Origin of the sequence: Pseudomonas sp. PvP009 (assembly GCF_017832995.1) — a bacterium.
GTDB classification, from domain to species: Bacteria; Pseudomonadota; Gammaproteobacteria; order Pseudomonadales; family Pseudomonadaceae; genus Aquipseudomonas; species Aquipseudomonas syringae.
Genome location: NZ_JAFIBG010000001.1, coordinates 2741863 through 2760118, shown reverse-complemented (window position 1 = coordinate 2760118; position 18256 = coordinate 2741863). Strand labels below are relative to the sequence as shown.

Here is an 18256-nt window from a genome sequence, read left to right as displayed (position 1 = left end):
ATCAAGACCACATCCAAGCTTTATTTATTTAAAAAAAGCTATAGATAGTGTTTGACTGATAGCTTGACGCTTCTAGCTCGCCTAACCGCTGCATTATGAGGACCGCACTTTTAATTGTTGAATCGGCGCGGTCTTTTAACAGAATGCCCGTGCGTTAACCGGTGGGCCGACGCTTATGATCACCCGGCGTTAACTCAAACATGGCACTTTCACGCGCCCGGTCAGCATTCACGACGGAGCTTGGCGTAGACCTATATCTTGATCGCGCGGCGCTGAGTGCACTAGCTTGAATGGACGGCTGATCAATCCTTGGCAGGCTTTGTCTCGGAAAACGTACAAACAGGACACGCAGGACGCTTTTTCAGCGCTCATTTGTCGTCCGGGTGAATCGCCCGGATGCAGCGCGGATCAACGTGTTGCGGGCTGACAGCCCCGATTTCACGCAGCGGCGATGGGCTTTTTGAAAAAAAGAGCGTGGACTCGGGATATAACACTAATTAGAATCAGTCTCATTTGGCGCATCCCATCGCTCAAGGCTTTTGACATGACTCAAGCAGCGACGCTATCACAGCAGACCTTGCATTCCCTGTACCGCGATCATCATGGCTGGCTGGAAAGCTGGCTGCGCAGACGCATGGGCAATGCCTGGGATGCGGCTGACCTGAGTCAGGATACGTTCCTGCGCGTGCTCTCCAGCTCCCAGCAGATCGCCGATATGCAGGAGCCGCGTGCCTACCTGCTGACCGTGGGCAAGCGCCTGCTGAGTAATTTCTACACTCGCCGCAGCCTTGAACAGGCTTATCTGGAAGCGCTGGCGCAGTTGCCCGAAGAAAGCGTGCCGTCGCCGGAGCAGCGCTGGTTGCTTCTGGAAACCCTGCAGGCGCTGGACGAGCTGCTCGATGGCCTGTCGGCAGTGGTGCGCCGGGCGTTTCTCTGGAGTCAGCTCGAGGGGCTGGGCTATCGGGAAATCGCTGAACGCCTGAGCGTTTCTGAACGCACCGTCAAACGCTATATGGCGCAAGCCTACGAGCATTGTCTGTTGGTGGACTGGTGATTCGCCCGGCACCTTCGAACGAAGAACGCGAGGTCGTACGCAAAGCGGCGCAGTGGCTGGCGCTTCTCGAGTCCGGCGGTGCCAGCGATGAAGATCACGCCATGCTGCAACACTGGCGTGACAGCTCCGCCAGCCATGAGCGCGCCTGGCAAAAGGCCCAACAGCTGCGTCAGCGTTTTTTCGGTCTGCCTGCCAACCTGGCCATGGCGACGCTGGATCGTCCTGACAAGGCCAGGCGCGCAACGCTGAAAAGGGCGCTTGGGGCCGTTGTGCTGGTCCCCACCGTCTGGCTGCTGGGGCGTCAATTGCCGCTGGATGTCTGGCGTGCCGACCTGCAAACCGCAGTCGGCGAGCACAAGCGCCTGTCGCTGGCCGATGGCAGCACCTTGCAACTGAATACCGACAGTGCGGTGAACGTGGATATGGGCGCCCGGGCAATCACGCTGGTGCGGGGCGAAATAGCCCTCAAGGTGCCTGGCAGCGTGCCGCTGACCATCAACGGTCCTTATGGCCGCATCGTGGTCGGTCGGAGTGAAGTCTGTGTGCGTCTCAATAATAGCGACTGCCGGGTTTCGGTCGTCAGTGGCACGGTGCAGCTTTATCCCCTGCACGGGCCTGTGCTGGCCTTGAATGCGCAGCAGCAGGTCACTCTGAAGCAGAGCGGCATCGGTGCTGTCAGTGCCTTCGACGCCTTGCTGCCTGGCTGGCGCGACGATGTGCTGAGCGCGCAGAACCAGCCGCTGGGCGATTTCCTGCGCGAGCTGGGTCGCTACCGTCCGGGCCTGCTGCGCTGGGAGCCGGCGCTGGAAAACCTTCGGGTGACCGGCAGTTTCAGGCTCGACAATACTGACCGCGTACTGTCTTTGCTGGCGGCCAGTCTGCCGGTGGAGGTGCAGATGCGCACCCGTTACTGGGTGACGCTGGCGCCTCGAAAAAACATTTCGACAAAAAATAGTGCGTAACGCTGTCCCTTTTTTTTGTCTCGCTGGTCATTCCAGGTAAGTGCACAAAAAATACGAGAGCTTCCCTCTATGTCCGCAGTGTCTTCCTACCGTTTGCGTCCGCTTTTGCATTTCAGCCTGTTGCTGACGTTGAGTTCCAGTCCGTTGTTCATCTCGACCAGTTGGGCCGACACCTCGGGTAGACGCGCCTATGAGGTACCGGCCGGCAGCCTGAGCGCCGCGCTCACCCGTTTTGCCGGGCAGGCCGGGGTCAATCTGTCGGTAGACCCTGCGCTGGTGAATGGCCGTAACAGTTCGGGGTTGTCCGGCGAGTTCGCGGTCGAGGAAGGGTTTGCGCGCCTGCTGCAAGGTTCCGGCCTGCAGTTGATGCCAGTCGGGGAGCAGGCTTACACGCTGATCCCGGCACCTGAAAGCGCCAGCGCAGGTTTGCAACTCGCGCCCACGTCGATCGTTGGTGACAGCGGAGTCACGGACGGTCAGGAATACGCGGGCGGTCAGGTGGCGCGCAAAGGCTCGCAGGGCATGCTGGGTTCCCGGGACTTCATGGAAACGCCATTCAGCATGACCACCTACACCAAGGACGCGGTGAAAAACCAGCAGGCCCGAACCCTTGGCGATCTGATCGCCAGTGACCCGTCGGTACGCGCCACCAACCCTGCAGGTGGGCGTTACGAGCAGTTCACTATTCGCGGCTTGAGCCTGTTCAACAGTGACGTCTCCTACAACGGTCTGTATGGCATCCTGCCCACTTACACGATCGACATGGAAATGGCCGAACGAGTGGATATCCTCAAGGGGCCAAGCCAGTTGATCAACGGCATTTCACCGCGAGGCAGTGTCGGCGGCGGGATCAACGTGGTCCCCAAGCGCGCGACGGATAAGCCGATCACCGAGCTCACCACCAGCTATGCCTCCAAGGGGCAGGTGGGTGCTGCAGTCGACGTAGCCCGTCGCTTTGGCGAAGACGACAAGTTCGGGATCCGTTTCAACGGCGTGAAGCAGTCCGGTGACACTGAATGGGATCACCAGAGCGTCGATCGCGACATGGCCGTGCTGGGTCTGGATTTCCGCGGTGATCGCCTGCGTCTGTCCACGGACATCGGGCACACCGAACGCGACACTGATGCGCCGCAGGAACGTGTGCAGGTCGGTGCCAACGCGAAGGTGCCTAACGCCAACGATGTGCGCGACAACTATGCGCAGTCCTGGAGCAAGGCGCGCACCAAGGATACTTTCGGTGCAGTGAATGCCGAATATGACCTCAGCGACTCGGTCATGCTGTACGGCGGTGTCGGCGCGCGCAAAAGTAACCATGATTTCCTGCGCCATGCGGTATCGGTCACTAACGACGCAGGTGACTTCAGCGTTCAGCCGCGCGATTTCACCCGCGACGAAAATGTGCGCACAGCCACTGCCGGTGCACGCAGCTGGTTCACTACCGGGCCGGTTAGCCACGAGGTCAATCTGGCTGCCAGCTATTTCTACATGGACTTTGAAAACGGTGGTGCGCGCTACGCAGCCGCGCCGAGCAATCTCTACAACCCTGTCGATACGCCGACTCCCTCCAACCCAACGCGTACCGACTCCAAGGTTTACACCGAGAACCGCTTCAGCGGTGTGGCGCTGACCGACACGTTGGGCTTCTTCGAGGACCGTCTGCTGCTGACACTCGGCGCTCGCTGGCAGCGGGTCAAGGTTGATGACTGGACCGATGACGTGAAGGGCGATACCGCATACGACGAGGAGAAGGTCTCACCGTCAGGCGGCATTCTGTACAAGGTGACCGACGACTTTTCGGTGTACGCCAACTACATGGAAGGCCTGAGCCAGGGCAAGATCGCACCGTCGACCTCGGTGAACGAAGACCAGATCTTCCCGCCGTTCGTCAGTCGTCAGGTCGAGGTCGGCGCCAAGTATGACCTGGGGTCATTCGCCTTCACCGCCAGCGTATTCCGTATCAAACAACCAGCCTACGATACCAATACCACCTCCCGAGTGTTCGGCCCGAACGGCAAGCGCCGTAACGACGGTGTCGAGCTGACCATGTTCGGTGAGCCAATGAAAGGTTTCCGTCTGCTGGGCGGGGTGATGTACATCGACAGCGAACTGACCAATACCGTCAACGGCACATTCGACGGCAATCGCGCACCGGCCACTCCCAAGTACAACGTCAATCTGGGCGCCGAATGGGACGTCCCGGGCGTCAACGGCCTGACCCTGACCGGCCGAGGTATCTATACCGGTTCGCAGTATCTGGATCAGGCGAACAGCAAGAGCATCGATTCATCGGAGCGTTTCGACGTAGGGGCGCGGTATGCCTTCAAGGTCGATCAGAAGGACATCACGCTGCGGGCCAATGTCGAGAACGTGATGAACAAGTACTACTGGAGCTCGGCCGGCGCGTCGGACGACAGCGAGCCGGGGCTGACCCTGTCGACGCCGCGTACCTATCTGTTGTCGGCCACTATCGGTTTCTGAGTCGATACGTGACGCCCAGGGAAGGGCTCACGTGTATAGCGAACAACTGGCAGTCCTCATCGAGGGATAACCTGTGTGCAGTATTAAATAATCAACCTCAACACGGCGATGCAACAGTCTGTTATTGAAACAGGCTCTTTGGTTATATTGCCAAAATAATAAGTGCATACGTTCAATGGTGGCACATTGAATTGTACCGATTAATCCTGTCGGTACAATTGCGTGCCTTATTCATTATCAGGCACGCAATCGTCTTCATTTAAATTTCATCTTGTTTTTCGCAACAATGGGTTGCACTTTCAGGTAAATGATAATAGTTTGCATCCGGAAATCCAGTGAGGACTTACAGATGTTGAATAATGGCTTATTGCACTCAACTACGTCGCAGAAAACCAATGCCAACTATCTGGACAGGCAGAGCAAGTTTGAATCGAATGTAAGGAGTTACCCACGCAAGTTGCCATTGGCGATCGCCAAGGCACATGGCGTGTGGGTCACGGATGTTGAAGGGACCACGTATCTGGACTGCCTGGCCGGCGCCGGAACATTGGCATTGGGCCACAATCACGAAGCCATCATGGCCAGTCTCGACAGCTTTCTGACCTCGGGCATGCCGATGCACACCCTTGATCTGACCACTGCGGTCAAGGACGCCTTCAGCGAAACGCTGCTGAGTCTGCTGCCAGGACAGGGACGTGATTACTGCCTGCAATTCTGCGGTCCATCCGGGGCAGACGCCGTCGAAGCCGCGATCAAGCTGGCCAAGACCGCCACCGGTCGCCATAACATCATCAGCTTTTCCGGCGCCTATCACGGCATGACCCACGGTGCCCTGGCGCTGACCGGCAACACAGGGCCAAAAAACGCCGTCGCTAATCTGATGCCCGGTGTGCAGTTCCTGCCGTACCCCCATGAATATCGCTGCCCGCTGGGCATTGGCGGCGAGGCCGGTACCGAAGCGCTAAGTTACTACTTCACCCAGTTCATCGAAGACGTGGAAAGCGGTGTGTCGCTGCCGGCGGCGGTGATTCTGGAAGCGGTGCAGGGCGAGGGCGGTGTCAATCCGGCACCTGCAGCATGGCTGCGGCAGATTCGCGAAGTCACCCGCAAGCACGGCATTCTGCTGATTCTGGATGAAGTGCAGGCTGGCTTTGGCCGCACCGGCAAGATGTTTGCCTTCGAACACGCGGAGATCGAACCCGACGTCATCGTCATGTCCAAGGCGGTCGGCGGCGGTCTGCCGTTGGCAGTGCTGGGTTTCAAACGCGAGTTCGACGCCTGGTCTCCAGGCAATCATGCAGGCACCTTTCGTGGCAACCAGATGGCCATGGCGACCGGCCTGGCGACCCTTGAAGTGCTGCAACGACAGAACCTCGCTGGCCAGGCCGCAAAACGTGGCGACTGGCTCAAAGAACAACTCGGTCTGTTGCAACAACGCTATCCGGCGATTGGCAATGTGCGCGGCCGCGGTCTGATGCTGGGCATCGAGATAGTGGACGAGCGCAAACCGGCGGACCGCCTCGGCAGCCTGCCGATGGACCCGGACCTGGCTGTTGCCATTCAACAGCATTGTTTCAAACAGGGGTTGTTACTTGAACGGGGTGGTCGCAATGGCAACGTCATTCGTTTATTGCCGCCATTGATCATTACCGAAGAGCAATGCCAATTAGTGATCCAGCGTTTCGAACAAGCGCTCAAGGCGGCACTGTCCCAGCTGCGCCAATAAAACTCAGGTGATAAGCAGGGATAAACAGTAAGTCATCCGTGACACTGACATCACGACTGAAACACTACCCGCACACAACGTTTGGCTGGGCGAACTTATCGGACCTCGACAGCTCGATTGTTGTGCCGCAAGCGATAAATCAACGTTTGTTGCGACGTCATTTAAACGGTCAGCGTAAAGGCGACTGTGGAGCAGACATGACTAATACCGATCGCACCGTCTTATCAAACATGGTGAGCGAGTTGGCAACCACTCGCGCGTTACTCAATTGCCTGATCAAGGAATTCGCACTGCCGGAAGAGTGCCTGCATTACACCTGGCCTGAAGGCATGCAAGGCATAGCGCCGGGCAGTTTCGTGGATGGTGGGCAATGGAAGGGCATTCCGCTCACCATCAGCCTGCCCAATCAGCAGCAGTTCTTTGTCCTGGTGGACCGCCGCGACCATTTGGGCAGCCATCGCTACCTTTCCGATGTCTACGCACGTCAGGGGCAGAGCACCTGGCGCTGCCTGGCGTTTGCTGAATTCGCCCGACAACTGTTGACAGCCTGTGAGCACATGACCCGTGCCAGCAATGACGAACTGCTGGATCAGGTCCTGCAAAGCCAGCACCTGACTGCCGCCATCGTTGCCCATAACATGACCGGTCAACACCCGGAGCCACTCAGCGGCTATCTGGCCAGTGAGCAGGGTTTGTGGTTCGGCCATCCCAACCATCCTGCGCCCAAGGCGCGCCTGTGGCCTGAGCATCTGGCGCAGGAAACCTACGCCCCGGAGTTTCAGGCGCAGACTGCGCTGCATCTGTTCGAAGTGCCGCTGGAAGGGCTGCGAATCACCTCCAACGGCTTGAGCGATTCAGAGGTGATGTCCGGGTTCGCTGACCAGTCGCGGGCCCGACCCGGGCACGCGCTGATCTGCATGCATCCGGTACAGGCGCAATTGTTCATGCAGGACCGTCGCGTGCAACGTCTGCTCGAACTGGGGGATATCTCGGATATGGGCGCCAGTGGCCTGTTGGCCAGCCCAACGGCGTCGATGCGCACCTGGTACATCGAGGGGCACGACTACTTCATCAAGGGCTCGCTGAATGTGCGCATCACCAATTGCGTGAGGAAAAACGCGTGGTATGAGCTGGAAAGCACACTGATCATCGACGAACTGTTCCAGCGCCTGCAGCAAACCCGCCCGGAAACCCTCGGCGGGCTGTCTACAGTCGCCGAACCCGGTTCGATGAGCTGGGCTCCCAAAGGCGTGAGCGAGGCGGATGGTCACTGGTTCCGCGAGCAGACCGGCGCCATTCTGCGAGAAAACTTCTGTCGCCGCTCCGGCGCCGATTGCAGCGTGATGGCGGGCACACTGTTTGCCCGTGATCTGCGTTCACGCCCGTTGGTGCACGACTTCCTCGAGCGTTTCAATGGTGGGGAGCTTGAGGACCAGCATCTGCTGGACTGGTTCGATGAGTACCAGGCCTTGCTGCTGAGCCCGGTCATGGCGTTGTTCTTCAATCATGGCATCGTGATGGAGCCGCATTTGCAGAATGCAGTGCTGATTCACGATAACGGACGCCCGCAACAGCTGCTGTTGCGCGACTTCGAAGGCGTCAAGCTCACCGAAGAGCTGGGCATCAAGGCGATTCAGGTGGGGCTGCACCCGAGAATTCGCCAGTCGTTGCTCTACAGCCGCGAACAGGGCTGGAACCGCATTACCTATTGCCTGCTGATCAACAACCTGTCCGAGGCGGTACTGGCCTTGAGCTGGGAGCGCCCGCACCTGGCACCACTGATGTGGCAGCGCGTCGAGCGACAATTGCAGCGTATTCGTGACGAACTGATGCTGCCTGCACCCGAGCTGGACGCGCTGATCGCTGGCCAGTCGATTGCCTGCAAGACGAACCTCAAGGTCCGGCTTGCCGCCAAGGCTGACCGCGAAGCCAACTATGTGCGTCTTGCGTCGCCGTGGGCCAAGGAGGCACGTTATGCATAAGGTGCCGGAAACCGTACTGGCGGCCATCAAAGAGGCTCGGGCGCTGGAAACCGATCCGCTGGCGGCCTTTGTCTACGATCTGGACGCGCTGCAGCAGCATGTCAGTGAAGTCATGGCGGCGCTGCCTGCAGGTGTCGAGCTGTATTACGCGATCAAGGCCAACAGCGAAGCGCTGATGCTGGAAACCATCGCCCCGCTGGTCAGTGGCTTTGAAATTTCCTCTGGGGGCGAGATCGAGCGAGTGATGGCCTGTCCGACACGCAAGCCCTACGTGTTCTCGGGCCCAGGCAAACTCGATTCCGATCTGCGCTCGGCGTTGCTGAACAAGGTTGAAGCTATCCACCTGGAGAGCCTCAACGAAATCGCGCGTCTGCAGCAGCTCGCCGAACAAGCGGGGCGCGTGCAGCCGGTATTCCTGCGCATCAACCCGCAACTGCCCGCTGCGCAGTCGAGCAGGCTGGCGATGGCCGGGACCGCGACACCGTTCGGCATTGACGAAGCCGACCTGGCCGAGGCGGTCAGACGCGTGGACAACGCCAGTCACCTGATGCTCAAGGGCTTCCACGTACACGCCATGTCGCATCAGATGTCGGTTGAACGTCATGAGCAGTTGCTCGATTTCTACCTGCAGCGCTGGCAAGAATGGAAGGCTCTGGCCCGCGACCCAGGCCAGCTCACCCATTTCAACGTTGGCGGTGGCATTGGCGTCGATTACCTCAACAGTCAGCAATTCGACTGGCAGCGGCTGTGCCGTTATCTGGAAAAACGCCTGGGCGAGCAGCACGATGCGCCGATCCTGCGCTTTGAGCCGGGACGCTTCATCAGCGCCTACTGTGGTTATTACGCCATTGAGGTGCTGGACAGCAAAACCAGCCACGGCGAGCATTTTCTGGTCTGCCGCGGCGGTACTCACCAGTTTCGCCTGCCGGTCGCGCAAAGCCATGACCATCCGGTTATCCACCTGCCGACTGCGCCGCAGAGCACTGATTCGTCAGAGCAGGCTTACACCATTGTCGGGCAGCTGTGCACGCCCAAGGACGTACTGAGCCGTCGCCAGCCACTCAAAGGCGTGAACATTGGTGATCTGCTGGTCCTGCCTTTGGCGGGGGCGTATGGCTACAACATTTCCCACGCCGACTTTCTCTGCCATCCAAGACCGTCACAGCACTTCGTGCGCAACGGTGAACGGGTTCGCCAATGAGTTTCAACGTCCCACGCCGCTGGGTGGTGTTCAACGTGCTGCTCGGTACGCTGACGGTCAGCCTGAGCAACAGCTCGCTCAACCCGGCGCTGCCGACCTTCATGGAGGCGTTCAGGATCGGCCCGCTGCTGGCCACCTGGATTGTCGCCGGATTCATGACCAGCATGGGCATGACCATGCCGCTGACCAGTTTCCTCAGTCAGCGCATCGGACGCAAACGCTTGTACCTGTGGGGTGTGGCGCTGTTCATTGGCGGTTCGCTGTTGGGCGCGCTGGCCGACTCTATCGCGCTGGTGATCACCGCACGGGTGGTGCAGGGCATTGCCAGCGGCCTGATGATTCCCTTGTCGCTGGCGATCATCTTCTCGGTGTATGAAAAGCACGAACGGGGCAGGGTGACCGGGCTTTGGAGCGCAGCAGTGATGCTCGCACCGGCGCTTGGTCCGCTGTGTGGCAGCCTGATGCTGGAGTGGTTCAGCTGGCGCTCGCTGTTCCTGATGAATGTGCCCATCGGCCTGCTGGCACTGCTGCTGGGCGTCGGCGTGCTGCCGGACTCCGAACCTGCCGAGCGCAAGCCGTTCGACCTGATCGGCTACCTGCTGGTGGCGTCGGGCATCGGCTTGCTGATGATCGCCATCAGCCGTATGCACCATGCCCAGGCACTGCTCGATCCGGTCAATCAGGCCATGGTGCTGGTCGCGGTGGCCTGCCTGGTGGCGTTCGTCCGCGTCGAGTTGAGTCGCCAGGCACCGCTGCTGAATCTGCGCCTGTTCAACCTGCGCGGTTATCGTCTGAGCGTGATCATCGCCGTGGTGCAATCGGTCGGCATGTTCGAGTGTCTGGTGCTGTTGCCGCTGCTGGTGCAGAGCGTGCTGGGCTACAACCCGATCTGGACCGGCCTGGCGTTGCTGTGTACCGCCAGCTTCGCGAGCCTGTTCGGCCAGTGGGGCGGCAAGGCACTGGACCGCCATGGCCCGCGCACCGTCGTCGCCGTCGGCCTGCTGTTGACCGGCGTTTCGACCCTGGCGCTGGGCATGCTCAAGGCCGATGCCGCGATCGGCGTGGTGTTCGTGCTGATGATGATTCGTGGCGCCGGCCTCGGGCTCTCCTACATGCCGGTGACCACGGCGGGGCTCAATGCCTTGCCCGAGCCGATGGTCACTCAGGGCGCTGCGATGAACAACATTTCCCGGCGTCTGGTCGCGTCGCTGGCCATCGTCATCGCATCGCTGTGGCTGGAGTTCCGCCTCAACACCGCAGGACCGGCCGCCACGCCCTCGGCCATCAGTGAGGTGTTCATCGCCACCGGCCTGCTGATCCTGATGGCACTGCCCTGTGCCTGGCGTTTCCCCCTTAACGACGAGCGCGCCGAGGCCCAGCCCGACGCGGTCGAACCCCGATAATTTTTCGTTCGAGGTATGAACATGGCTACCCCTTTACCGCTGCAACGTAACGCCGCTTCGACAACGACAACGACGGGTACTGGTGCCTGGTTGGCCGACGTCAGCGCCGAGCGCTATCAGCAAGTACAACGCCGCGTGATCGGCCAACTGCTGCAAACCTTGCTGTACGAGGCGGCGCTGCCTTACCGCTGTGAGCCGCTGGATGATCATCGGCATCGTTTTGTCGTGGCCGTCAGCGACGGGGTGGAATACCGCTGTGACGGTCTGCTGAGCACCAGCTTCGAGCTGATCCGCCTGGATCACGCTACCCTTGAGCGGGTGGACAGTGCCAGCGAACGCAGCGTGCCGGGTCTGCATCTGGCGTTGACCGAGCTGCTCAGCCCGTTCAAGGACAGCCCGCACCTGACACGCTTCATCCAGGAAATCGAGCAGACCCAGCTCAAGGACCTGCAGGCCCGTAATCAGGGTTATCAGCCCGCCAAGCCTGCGCATCAGCTGGATGTCGACGCGCTTGAGCAGCATTTCATGGATGCCCACAGCTACCACCCATGTTACAAGTCGCGGATCGGCTTTTCCCTGGCTGACAACCGCCACTACGGACCAGAATTTGCCACGCCTTTCGCGGTGGTCTGGCTGGCCGTGGCGAAATCGAGCGCCTCGGTCGGCCACTCGCGGAGCATGGATTTTCAGGCGTTCATTCGTCAGGAGCTGGGCATACAACGCTGGCACGAAATAACCCGAGAACTGGCCGAGCAGGGCAAGTCGATCGACGACTATCAACTGATGCCGGTGCATCCGTGGCAGTGGGATAACGTCACGGTGTCGACCTTCTACCCGGAACTGGCCAGCGGCGAGCTGATTTACCTGGGTACTTCGACCGATAGCTACAAGGCTCAGCAGTCGATTCGCACGCTGGCCAACGCCAGTCAGCCACAGCGCCCTTACGTCAAGCTGGCGATGAGCATGACCAATACCTCCAGCACACGCATCCTGGCGCGCCACACGGTGTTGAACGGCCCGATCATCACTGATTGGCTGCACCAGTTGATCGCAACCGACAGCACCGCTCAAGCGCTGGATTTCGTGATTCTCGGTGAGGTGGCGGGGGTGAGCTTTGATTACCGTCATCTGCCGGAATCACGTTCGGCGCAGACCTACGGCACGCTGGGTGCCATCTGGCGGGAAAGCCTGCATCAATACCTCCGGGGCGACGAGCAGGCGGTGCCGTTCAACGGCCTCAGCCATGTAGAAAACCGTTACGGTGATGGCCAGCAGACGCCATTCATAGATGCATGGGTCAGCCAGTACGGGCTCAAGGAATGGACCCGGCAACTGCTGCAGGTCACGGTGCCGCCGATCATTCACATGCTCTATGCCGAAGGCATCGGCATGGAGTCTCACGGCCAGAACATCGTGCTGATCGTCAAGCAGGGCTGGCCGCAGCGCATCGCCCTCAAGGACTTCCATGACGGCGTGCGTTATTCACCTGCGCACCTCGGACGTCCCGAACTGTGCCCGGAGCTGGTTCCGCTGCCCGCCAGCCACGCAAAGCTCAACCGCAACTCGTTCATCATCACCGATGACGTAAACGCTGTGCGTGACTTCTCCTGTGACTGTTTCTTCTTCATCTGCCTGGCTGAAATGGCGATTTTCCTGCGTCAGCAATACCAGTTGGACGAAGCGCTGTTCTGGCAGATGACCGCCGACGTCATTCTCGACTATCAGCGTGCTCACCCGCAGCATCGCGACCGTTTCGGGCTGTTTGACGTGTTTGCGCCCTCGTACGAAGTGGAAGAACTGACCAAGCGCCGCCTGCTGGGGGATGGCGAGCGGCGCTTCCGCTCGGTGCCTAACCCACTGCACACCTACAGGCCGCAATGATGCTGAGGACCAATACGCTCAAAAGCAGAATTGCCGACGGACAGCCTGCACACGGGGTGATCAGTTCGATCCCGGCCCCGGCCGCCATCGAGTTGATCGCCGAGGCCGGGTTCGACTTCGTGATCATCGACATGGAACACGTCCTGATCAACCCGGAAACCGTGGAAAACATGATCCGTGTGGCAGAGAGCTACGACCTCACACCACTGGTGCGGGTCGCCGATCTCAACCCGAAAACCCTGCTGCGCCTGCTCGATGGCGGCGCGCAGGGCATTGTCTTGCCGATGATAGAGAGCCCCGAGCAACTGGCGGATGCGATTGCCGCCTGCAAATACCACCCGCTGGGTCGTCGCAGCCTCAATGCCGGACGTCCCGGCTCGTTCGGCAAGCACAGCCTGGCGCAGTACGTGGAGGCCGCCAATCAACAGATCATGGTGGTGGCGATGATCGAAAGCGCCGAAGGCGTACGCCGTGCCGCCGAGATCGCCAGCGTGCCGGGGCTGGACATGATTCTTGAAGGCGCGGCAGACCTGTCGCAGTCACTGGGCATGCCCTGGCAGATCGATCAACCAGATGTACAAAACGCGTTGCTTGCGACCTGGCAAGCCACCCACGCGGCGGGCGTCGCCTATTGCGCGATCCCTCGTCAACCCGGTGACGCTGCCCGCTGGCAGGCTCGCGGGGTCAACACCTTTGTCCTCGGGGATGAGCGCGGCATTGCCTTTCGCGCGCTTCAGGCCCGCCTGGCTCAACATTCAGCAGAAGGAAAATAAACCATGAACTTCACTTCACTCGCCGCTGACCTGGTCATGCAGGATTTGGTCGATTGCCTGCTGGCTGAGGACTTCTTTGGTCGCGAGCCATTGCGCCTGCAGGACAGCAGCCAATGGCAGCTGCGCCACCCACAGGCTCCGCAACTGGTAGAGCAGGGCAGCGCGCAGCAAATCTGGGAGTGGTGCTGCGATGATTCGGAGCAACGCTTCATCAGCATCGCGTTGCGCCCCGGCATCACCCAGCAATGGGAAAAAGTGCCCGGCACCCCGGTACTGGGCCGACAGGACGAGCGCTGGACGCAGTTGTCGCCGGAAGACTTCATGAAGTGGGTGTTCGCCGGCAAAACGACGCTGCTTCAGGACAGCGAGCGTCAGGACAACGAAAAGGGTATCGCGCTGTTTCTCGAGGTGTTGCGCATCAGTGTCTGGCAGACAGCGCTGTCGCTGGACCACAAGGTCGACGAGCAGAACCTGATGGCTCAGGACGGCGCAACCTTCTTCAGAACCATGGAGCAGTGGGCGTCGCTGCGTGATCGCCCTTATCACCCGCTAGCCAAGGCCAAACAAGGCTTGAACGAACAGGAATACCTACAGTACCAGGCCGAGTTCGCCCGTCCGGTCGCGCTGAACTGGGTGGCCGTCGACAAGACCTTGCTGCAATGCGGCGACGGTGTGGAGGACTTGAATGCATCCTTTCCGGCACGCTATCTGCTGCCCGAGAACCTGCAAGCAGAGCTTGACCAGGAGATGCAGGCGCGTGGCATTGCCGGCAGCCATGTTGCGCTGCCGGTTCACCCGTGGCAGTTCGAGCATGTCTTGCAGGTCCAGCTGGGCGATGCGTTCGCCAAGGGCGATTGCCAGCGGCTTGATTTCAATCAGGCGCAGGTGCATGCCACGTCGTCGCTGCGTTCGATGACACCGTGCTTCAACAGCGCTGACTACCTGAAGCTGCCCATGGCGATTTATTCGCTCGGCGCTTCGCGCTATCTGCCAGCGGTCAAAATGATCAACGGCGGGCTAAGTGAGAAACTGCTGCGTCAGGTGGTCGACAAGGATGAAACCCTGAGCCGTTCGCTGCACCTGTGCGACGAACGCAAATGGTGGGCATTCATGCCGCCACAAGCCACGCTGTTCGACGAAGGACCTCGGCATCTTTCGGCCATGGTGCGCGGCTATCCGGCCGCGTTGCTCGATGATCCGGAGTGCCGCCTGCTGCCCATGGCGGCACTGGGTACACCGCTACCGGGGAGCAATCGGCATTTCTTCGATGAGTGGATGGACTATCGCGAACTGCCGCGCAATCAGGCTTCGGTACTGACACTGTTTCGCGAACTGAGCCACAGTTTCTTCGACATCAACCTGCGCATGTTCCGCTTGGGAATGCTCGGCGAAGTGCATGGTCAGAACGCGGTCATGGTCTGGAAAGCCGGTCAGGCGCAAGGGCTGCTGTTGCGTGACCACGACTCGTTGCGTATTTTCGTGCCCTGGCTGGAGCGCAACGGCATGCACGACCCGGAGTATCGAATCAAGAAAGGGCATGCCAATACGCTTTATCATGACCGTCCCGAGGACTTGCTGTTCTGGCTGCAGACGCTGGGTATTCAGGTAAACGTGCGGGCAATCATGGATACTCTGGCGCAAGTGTATGACGTACCGGTCACTGCGCTGTGGACCGTATTGCGCGATGTTCTGGATAATCTGATCACAACCATCGAATTTGACGACGAGGCGCGTGGCATGATCAGGCAACAACTGTTCGAAGCCCCCAACTGGCCGCAGAAACTTCTGCTGACGCCTATGATCGAGCGCGCGGGCGGTCCGGGCAGCATGCCGTTCGGCAAGGGTGAAGTGGTCAACCCGTTCCACAGGTTGCGCCGTGCAACCTGACCGAACCCTGCATCCTTCGCGGCGCACAGTGTTGCGCCTTTCGCTGGGGTTACTGGCGCTGCCTGGCATTGCCCGGGCAGCGCCGCTACGCGTTATCACCCTGTTTCAGGGGGCGTCCGACACTGCCGTGGCCCTTGGCGTAACGCCTTGCGGCGTGGTGGATTCATGGAGCGAAAAACCAATGTATCGCTACCTGCGCCCGGCGCTGGCGGCGGTACCGCATGTGGGCCTGGAAACCCAGCCGAGCCTGGAAGATATCGTGCTGCTCAAGCCGGACCTGATCGTCGCCTCACGCTTTCGCCATCAACGCATCGCGCCGTTGCTGGAGCAGATCGGCACGGTGCTGATGCTCGAAGAGGTGTTCGAGTTCAAGCGCACCCTGGCAATGATGGGCGCGGCCCTGCAACGTCAACAGTTGGCCATGGACCTGCTCGGGCAATGGCAACAGCGTGTGGCAGCGCTGCGTGGCCAGTTGCAGGCGAAGTTCGCCGGACGCTGGCCAATCACCGTGTCGGTGCTCGACATTCGCGAAGACCATATCCGTAGCTATCTGCCCGCCAGCTTTGCCGGCTCGGTGCTCAGTGAACTGGGCTTTGCCTGGACGTCCGCGGCCCGCGAAGCCACGGGCGTGTCCCTTAAACTCAGCAGTAAAGAGAGTTTGCCTGTGGTCGATGCCGACCTGTTCTTCGTCTTTCAGCGCGCGGACAGCAACGCCGCGCAGCACACCTACGACAAGCTGGTACAGAACCCGTTCTGGCAACAGTTGCATGCAATACGGGACCACCAGGTATGGCGCGTTGATGCCGTGGCCTGGAGTTTGTCCGGCGGCATTCTGGGCGCCAATCGCATGCTCGATGAGATCGCCCGCGTGGCCCTGGCGGATAGCGCCTCATGACGGCTGCGGTAAAACTGGGCCTGGGGCTGTTGATACTGGTAGCGTGCATGGGATTGAGTCTGGCCACCGGGGCCACCTGGATATCGCCCGCTGCCATTGTGCGAAGCGTCTGGCAGGCTGATGCGCTGAGCGCTATCGAGCACGTGCTGCTCGACACACGGCTGACACGCACCCTGATGGCCGTCGCAGTGGGCTCTAGTCTGGCGGTTGCCGGGGCGCTGATGCAGGCGCTGACGCGCAATCCGCTGGCGTCGCCTGGCCTGTTCGGCATCAATGCCGGCGCGACGTTTGCCATCATCGCCTGTTCGTCGCTGCTTGCACTGTCGTCCATGAGCCAATGGCTGTGGTGCGCGTTCATCGGCGCTGCGGTGGCGGGCACGATTGTCTGGGTCATCGGCAACCGGGGGCAGGGCAGCCTCAATCCATTGCGCATCGTGTTGGCCGGCGCAGCGATCACTGCCTTGTTTACTGCATTCAGTCAGGCCTTGCTGGTGGTCAATCAGGACGGTCTGGACACCGTGCTGTTCTGGCTGGCCGGCTCGTTGTCGGAGCGCGAACTGAGCACCGCAGCGCCGTTGCTCGTCTGCGTGGTCATGGGGCTTGTCGGCGCGCTGGTGCTGGCAGGGCAGGTCAACGTGCTCAACACCGGGGAAGCCATCGCGACGGCGCTGGGCCAGCGTACGGGGCTGATTCGCCTGATGATGAGCGTGGTGATCATTGCTCTGGCAGGCAGCGCCGTGGCGCTGGCGGGCAGTATCGGCTTCATCGGTCTGCTGGTGCCACACATGGTGCGCAAGACGCTGTCCATCGACCATCGCTGGCTGCTGCCCGGCTGCGCAGTGCTGGGCGCGACGCTGTTGTTGCTGGCCGACACGCTGGCGCGCGTCGTGATTGTCCCTCAAGAAGTCCCGGTGGGTGTGATGACTGCGCTGTTCGGTGCGCCGTTCTTCATTGCATTGGTTCGGCGGGGCGCACGCTATGGATAAGCATTTCACCGTGCGCTTCAGGAGCTTTTCCCGGCAGTTCAGCCTGACAGCATTGACGCGCTTGCTGACGGGCCTGGCGCTGACGCTGCTGGTCGCACTGAGCTCGCTGGCCTTGGGCAAGATCAACCTGACGCCAGCGACCCTGCTGAGTGTTTTTACCGGTCAGGCGGATGCCAGCCTGGTCTTCATCGTCGAACAACTGCGCATGCCCCGGCTGGCCCTGGCCGCCCTGGTCGGCGCGGCCCTGGCGGTGTCCGGACTGATCCTGCAAAGCATCATTCGCAACCCGCTGGCCTCACCGGATCTGTTAGGCATCACCAGCGGTGCCAGCGCCGCAGCCGTGTTGTATCTGTCATTCTTCTCGGCTGCACTGGGTGCGCAGTTTCTACCCCTGGCGGCGATCTCTGGCGCAGGCCTCGCGGCACTGGTCATTTATCTGCTGGCCTGGAACCAGGGCGCTTCACCCTTGCGCATGGTGTTGATCGGGGTAGGGGTGTCGGCTCTGCTGGCTGCGGTGACCACGTTCATTCTGGTGTTCAGCCCGTTGACCACCACCTTGTCGGCTTATGTCTGGCTGACCGGGAGCGTGTATGGTGCCAGTTGGCCGGAGCCCCGCGCACTGGCCGGCTGGCTATTGTTGACGTTGCCGCTGCTGGCGCTGCTCGCCCGTCAGGTGCGCATGCAGCAACTGGATGACGCGCTGGCCCAGGGCATCGGCGTGCGCGTGCAATGGCTGCGCGCGGGGTTGCTGCTGGTGAGCGTCGCGCTGGCCGGGCTGGCGGTCGCCTGGGGTGGGGCGATTGCCTTTGTCGGGCTGATTGCGCCTCATATCGCCAAACGCCTGATGCCGCCGGGGTTCGTCGGTCAGGCGCTGATGGCGGCGTTGATCGGTGCCAATCTGGTGATGCTTGCCGATCTGGCCGGACGCACGCTGTTCCTGCCGCTGGATCTGCCCGCAGGGATTTTTGTCGCGGTGCTGGGCACACCTTTTTTTCTGTACCTATTGATCAACCAGCGGCACTAAGGAA

The 18256-nt window shown here is 60.5% G+C and carries 13 protein-coding genes; all 13 read left to right on the top strand.

Annotated elements, in window-relative coordinates:
- Positions 1–544: 544 nt before the first annotated feature.
- The 13 genes from JOE29_RS11785 to JOE29_RS11725 all read left to right on the top strand — a co-directional run bounded on the left by JOE29_RS11785 (position 545) and on the right by JOE29_RS11725 (position 18252).
- Positions 545–1054, top strand: a complete 510-nt coding sequence (locus JOE29_RS11785) for a sigma-70 family RNA polymerase sigma factor (RefSeq protein WP_003318943.1) — start codon at positions 545–547, stop codon at positions 1052–1054.
- Entirely contained in the window at positions 1051–2016 is a 966-nt protein-coding gene (locus tag JOE29_RS11780) for a FecR family protein (RefSeq protein WP_210080011.1), read from the top strand. Before JOE29_RS11785 ends, JOE29_RS11780 begins: the two co-directional genes overlap by 4 nt.
- A 69-nt stretch (positions 2017–2085) precedes the next feature.
- Positions 2086–4494, top strand: a complete 2409-nt coding sequence (locus JOE29_RS11775; protein ID WP_057406164.1) for a TonB-dependent receptor — start codon at positions 2086–2088, stop codon at positions 4492–4494.
- Between the two features lie 349 nt (positions 4495–4843).
- Positions 4844–6220, top strand: a complete 1377-nt coding sequence (locus JOE29_RS11770; RefSeq protein ID WP_016568145.1) for a diaminobutyrate--2-oxoglutarate transaminase — start codon at positions 4844–4846, stop codon at positions 6218–6220.
- Positions 6221–6417: 197 nt separating this feature from the next.
- Positions 6418–8202, top strand: coding sequence for an IucA/IucC family protein (locus JOE29_RS11765; RefSeq protein ID WP_058446193.1), 1785 nt, complete (start codon positions 6418–6420; stop codon positions 8200–8202).
- A complete protein-coding gene (locus tag JOE29_RS11760; protein WP_044312795.1) occupies positions 8195–9403 on the top strand; it encodes a type III PLP-dependent enzyme in 1209 nt (402 codons plus the stop codon). Before JOE29_RS11765 ends, JOE29_RS11760 begins: the two co-directional genes overlap by 8 nt.
- On the top strand, positions 9400–10806 hold the full coding sequence (locus JOE29_RS11755) for a DHA2 family efflux MFS transporter permease subunit (RefSeq protein WP_096115571.1): 1407 nt from the start codon (positions 9400–9402) through the stop codon (positions 10804–10806). The genes JOE29_RS11760 and JOE29_RS11755 overlap by 4 nt, the downstream gene beginning before the upstream one ends.
- A gap of 21 nt (positions 10807–10827) precedes the next feature.
- Positions 10828–12687, top strand: a complete 1860-nt coding sequence (locus JOE29_RS11750) for an IucA/IucC family protein (protein WP_210079537.1) — start codon at positions 10828–10830, stop codon at positions 12685–12687.
- The gene (locus JOE29_RS11745; protein WP_003318726.1) at positions 12687–13460 is read left to right on the top strand and encodes an aldolase/citrate lyase family protein; all 774 of its coding nucleotides are present in this window, start codon (positions 12687–12689) and stop codon (positions 13458–13460) included. The genes JOE29_RS11750 and JOE29_RS11745 overlap by 1 nt, the downstream gene beginning before the upstream one ends.
- Positions 13461–13463: 3 nt before the next feature.
- Positions 13464–15347 carry an IucA/IucC family protein gene (locus tag JOE29_RS11740; protein ID WP_210079536.1) on the top strand — a complete coding sequence of 628 codons (1884 nt, stop codon included), beginning with the start codon at positions 13464–13466 and terminating at the stop codon, positions 15345–15347.
- A complete protein-coding gene (locus tag JOE29_RS11735; RefSeq protein WP_210079535.1) occupies positions 15337–16242 on the top strand; it encodes an iron-siderophore ABC transporter substrate-binding protein in 906 nt (301 codons plus the stop codon). Before JOE29_RS11740 ends, JOE29_RS11735 begins: the two co-directional genes overlap by 11 nt.
- Entirely contained in the window at positions 16239–17228 is a 990-nt protein-coding gene (locus tag JOE29_RS11730; protein ID WP_003420543.1) for an iron ABC transporter permease, read from the top strand. The genes JOE29_RS11735 and JOE29_RS11730 overlap by 4 nt, the downstream gene beginning before the upstream one ends.
- Positions 17221–18252 (top strand): iron ABC transporter permease, encoded by a 1032-nt coding sequence (locus tag JOE29_RS11725; protein WP_210079534.1) that lies wholly within the window; start codon positions 17221–17223, stop codon positions 18250–18252. Before JOE29_RS11730 ends, JOE29_RS11725 begins: the two co-directional genes overlap by 8 nt.
- The last annotated feature ends 4 nt before the right edge of the window (positions 18253–18256 follow it).

What these genes read in the sequence shown, in the direction of transcription:
- JOE29_RS11785 (WP_003318943.1), top strand. Translation starts at nt 545, where the DNA reads ATGACTCAAGCAGCGACGCTATCACAGCAGACCTTGCATTCCCTGTAC.
- JOE29_RS11775 (WP_057406164.1), top strand. Translation starts at nt 2,086, where the DNA reads ATGTCCGCAGTGTCTTCCTACCGTTTGCGTCCGCTTTTGCATTTCAGC.
- JOE29_RS11770 (WP_016568145.1), top strand. Translation starts at nt 4,844, where the DNA reads ATGTTGAATAATGGCTTATTGCACTCAACTACGTCGCAGAAAACCAAT.
- JOE29_RS11765 (WP_058446193.1), top strand. Translation starts at nt 6,418, where the DNA reads ATGACTAATACCGATCGCACCGTCTTATCAAACATGGTGAGCGAGTTG.
- JOE29_RS11760 (WP_044312795.1), top strand. Translation starts at nt 8,195, where the DNA reads ATGCATAAGGTGCCGGAAACCGTACTGGCGGCCATCAAAGAGGCTCGG.
- JOE29_RS11755 (WP_096115571.1), top strand. Translation starts at nt 9,400, where the DNA reads ATGAGTTTCAACGTCCCACGCCGCTGGGTGGTGTTCAACGTGCTGCTC.
- JOE29_RS11750 (WP_210079537.1), top strand. Translation starts at nt 10,828, where the DNA reads ATGGCTACCCCTTTACCGCTGCAACGTAACGCCGCTTCGACAACGACA.
- JOE29_RS11745 (WP_003318726.1), top strand. Translation starts at nt 12,687, where the DNA reads ATGCTGAGGACCAATACGCTCAAAAGCAGAATTGCCGACGGACAGCCT.
- JOE29_RS11740 (WP_210079536.1), top strand. Translation starts at nt 13,464, where the DNA reads ATGAACTTCACTTCACTCGCCGCTGACCTGGTCATGCAGGATTTGGTC.
- JOE29_RS11730 (WP_003420543.1), top strand. Translation starts at nt 16,239, where the DNA reads ATGACGGCTGCGGTAAAACTGGGCCTGGGGCTGTTGATACTGGTAGCG.
- JOE29_RS11725 (WP_210079534.1), top strand. Translation starts at nt 17,221, where the DNA reads ATGGATAAGCATTTCACCGTGCGCTTCAGGAGCTTTTCCCGGCAGTTC.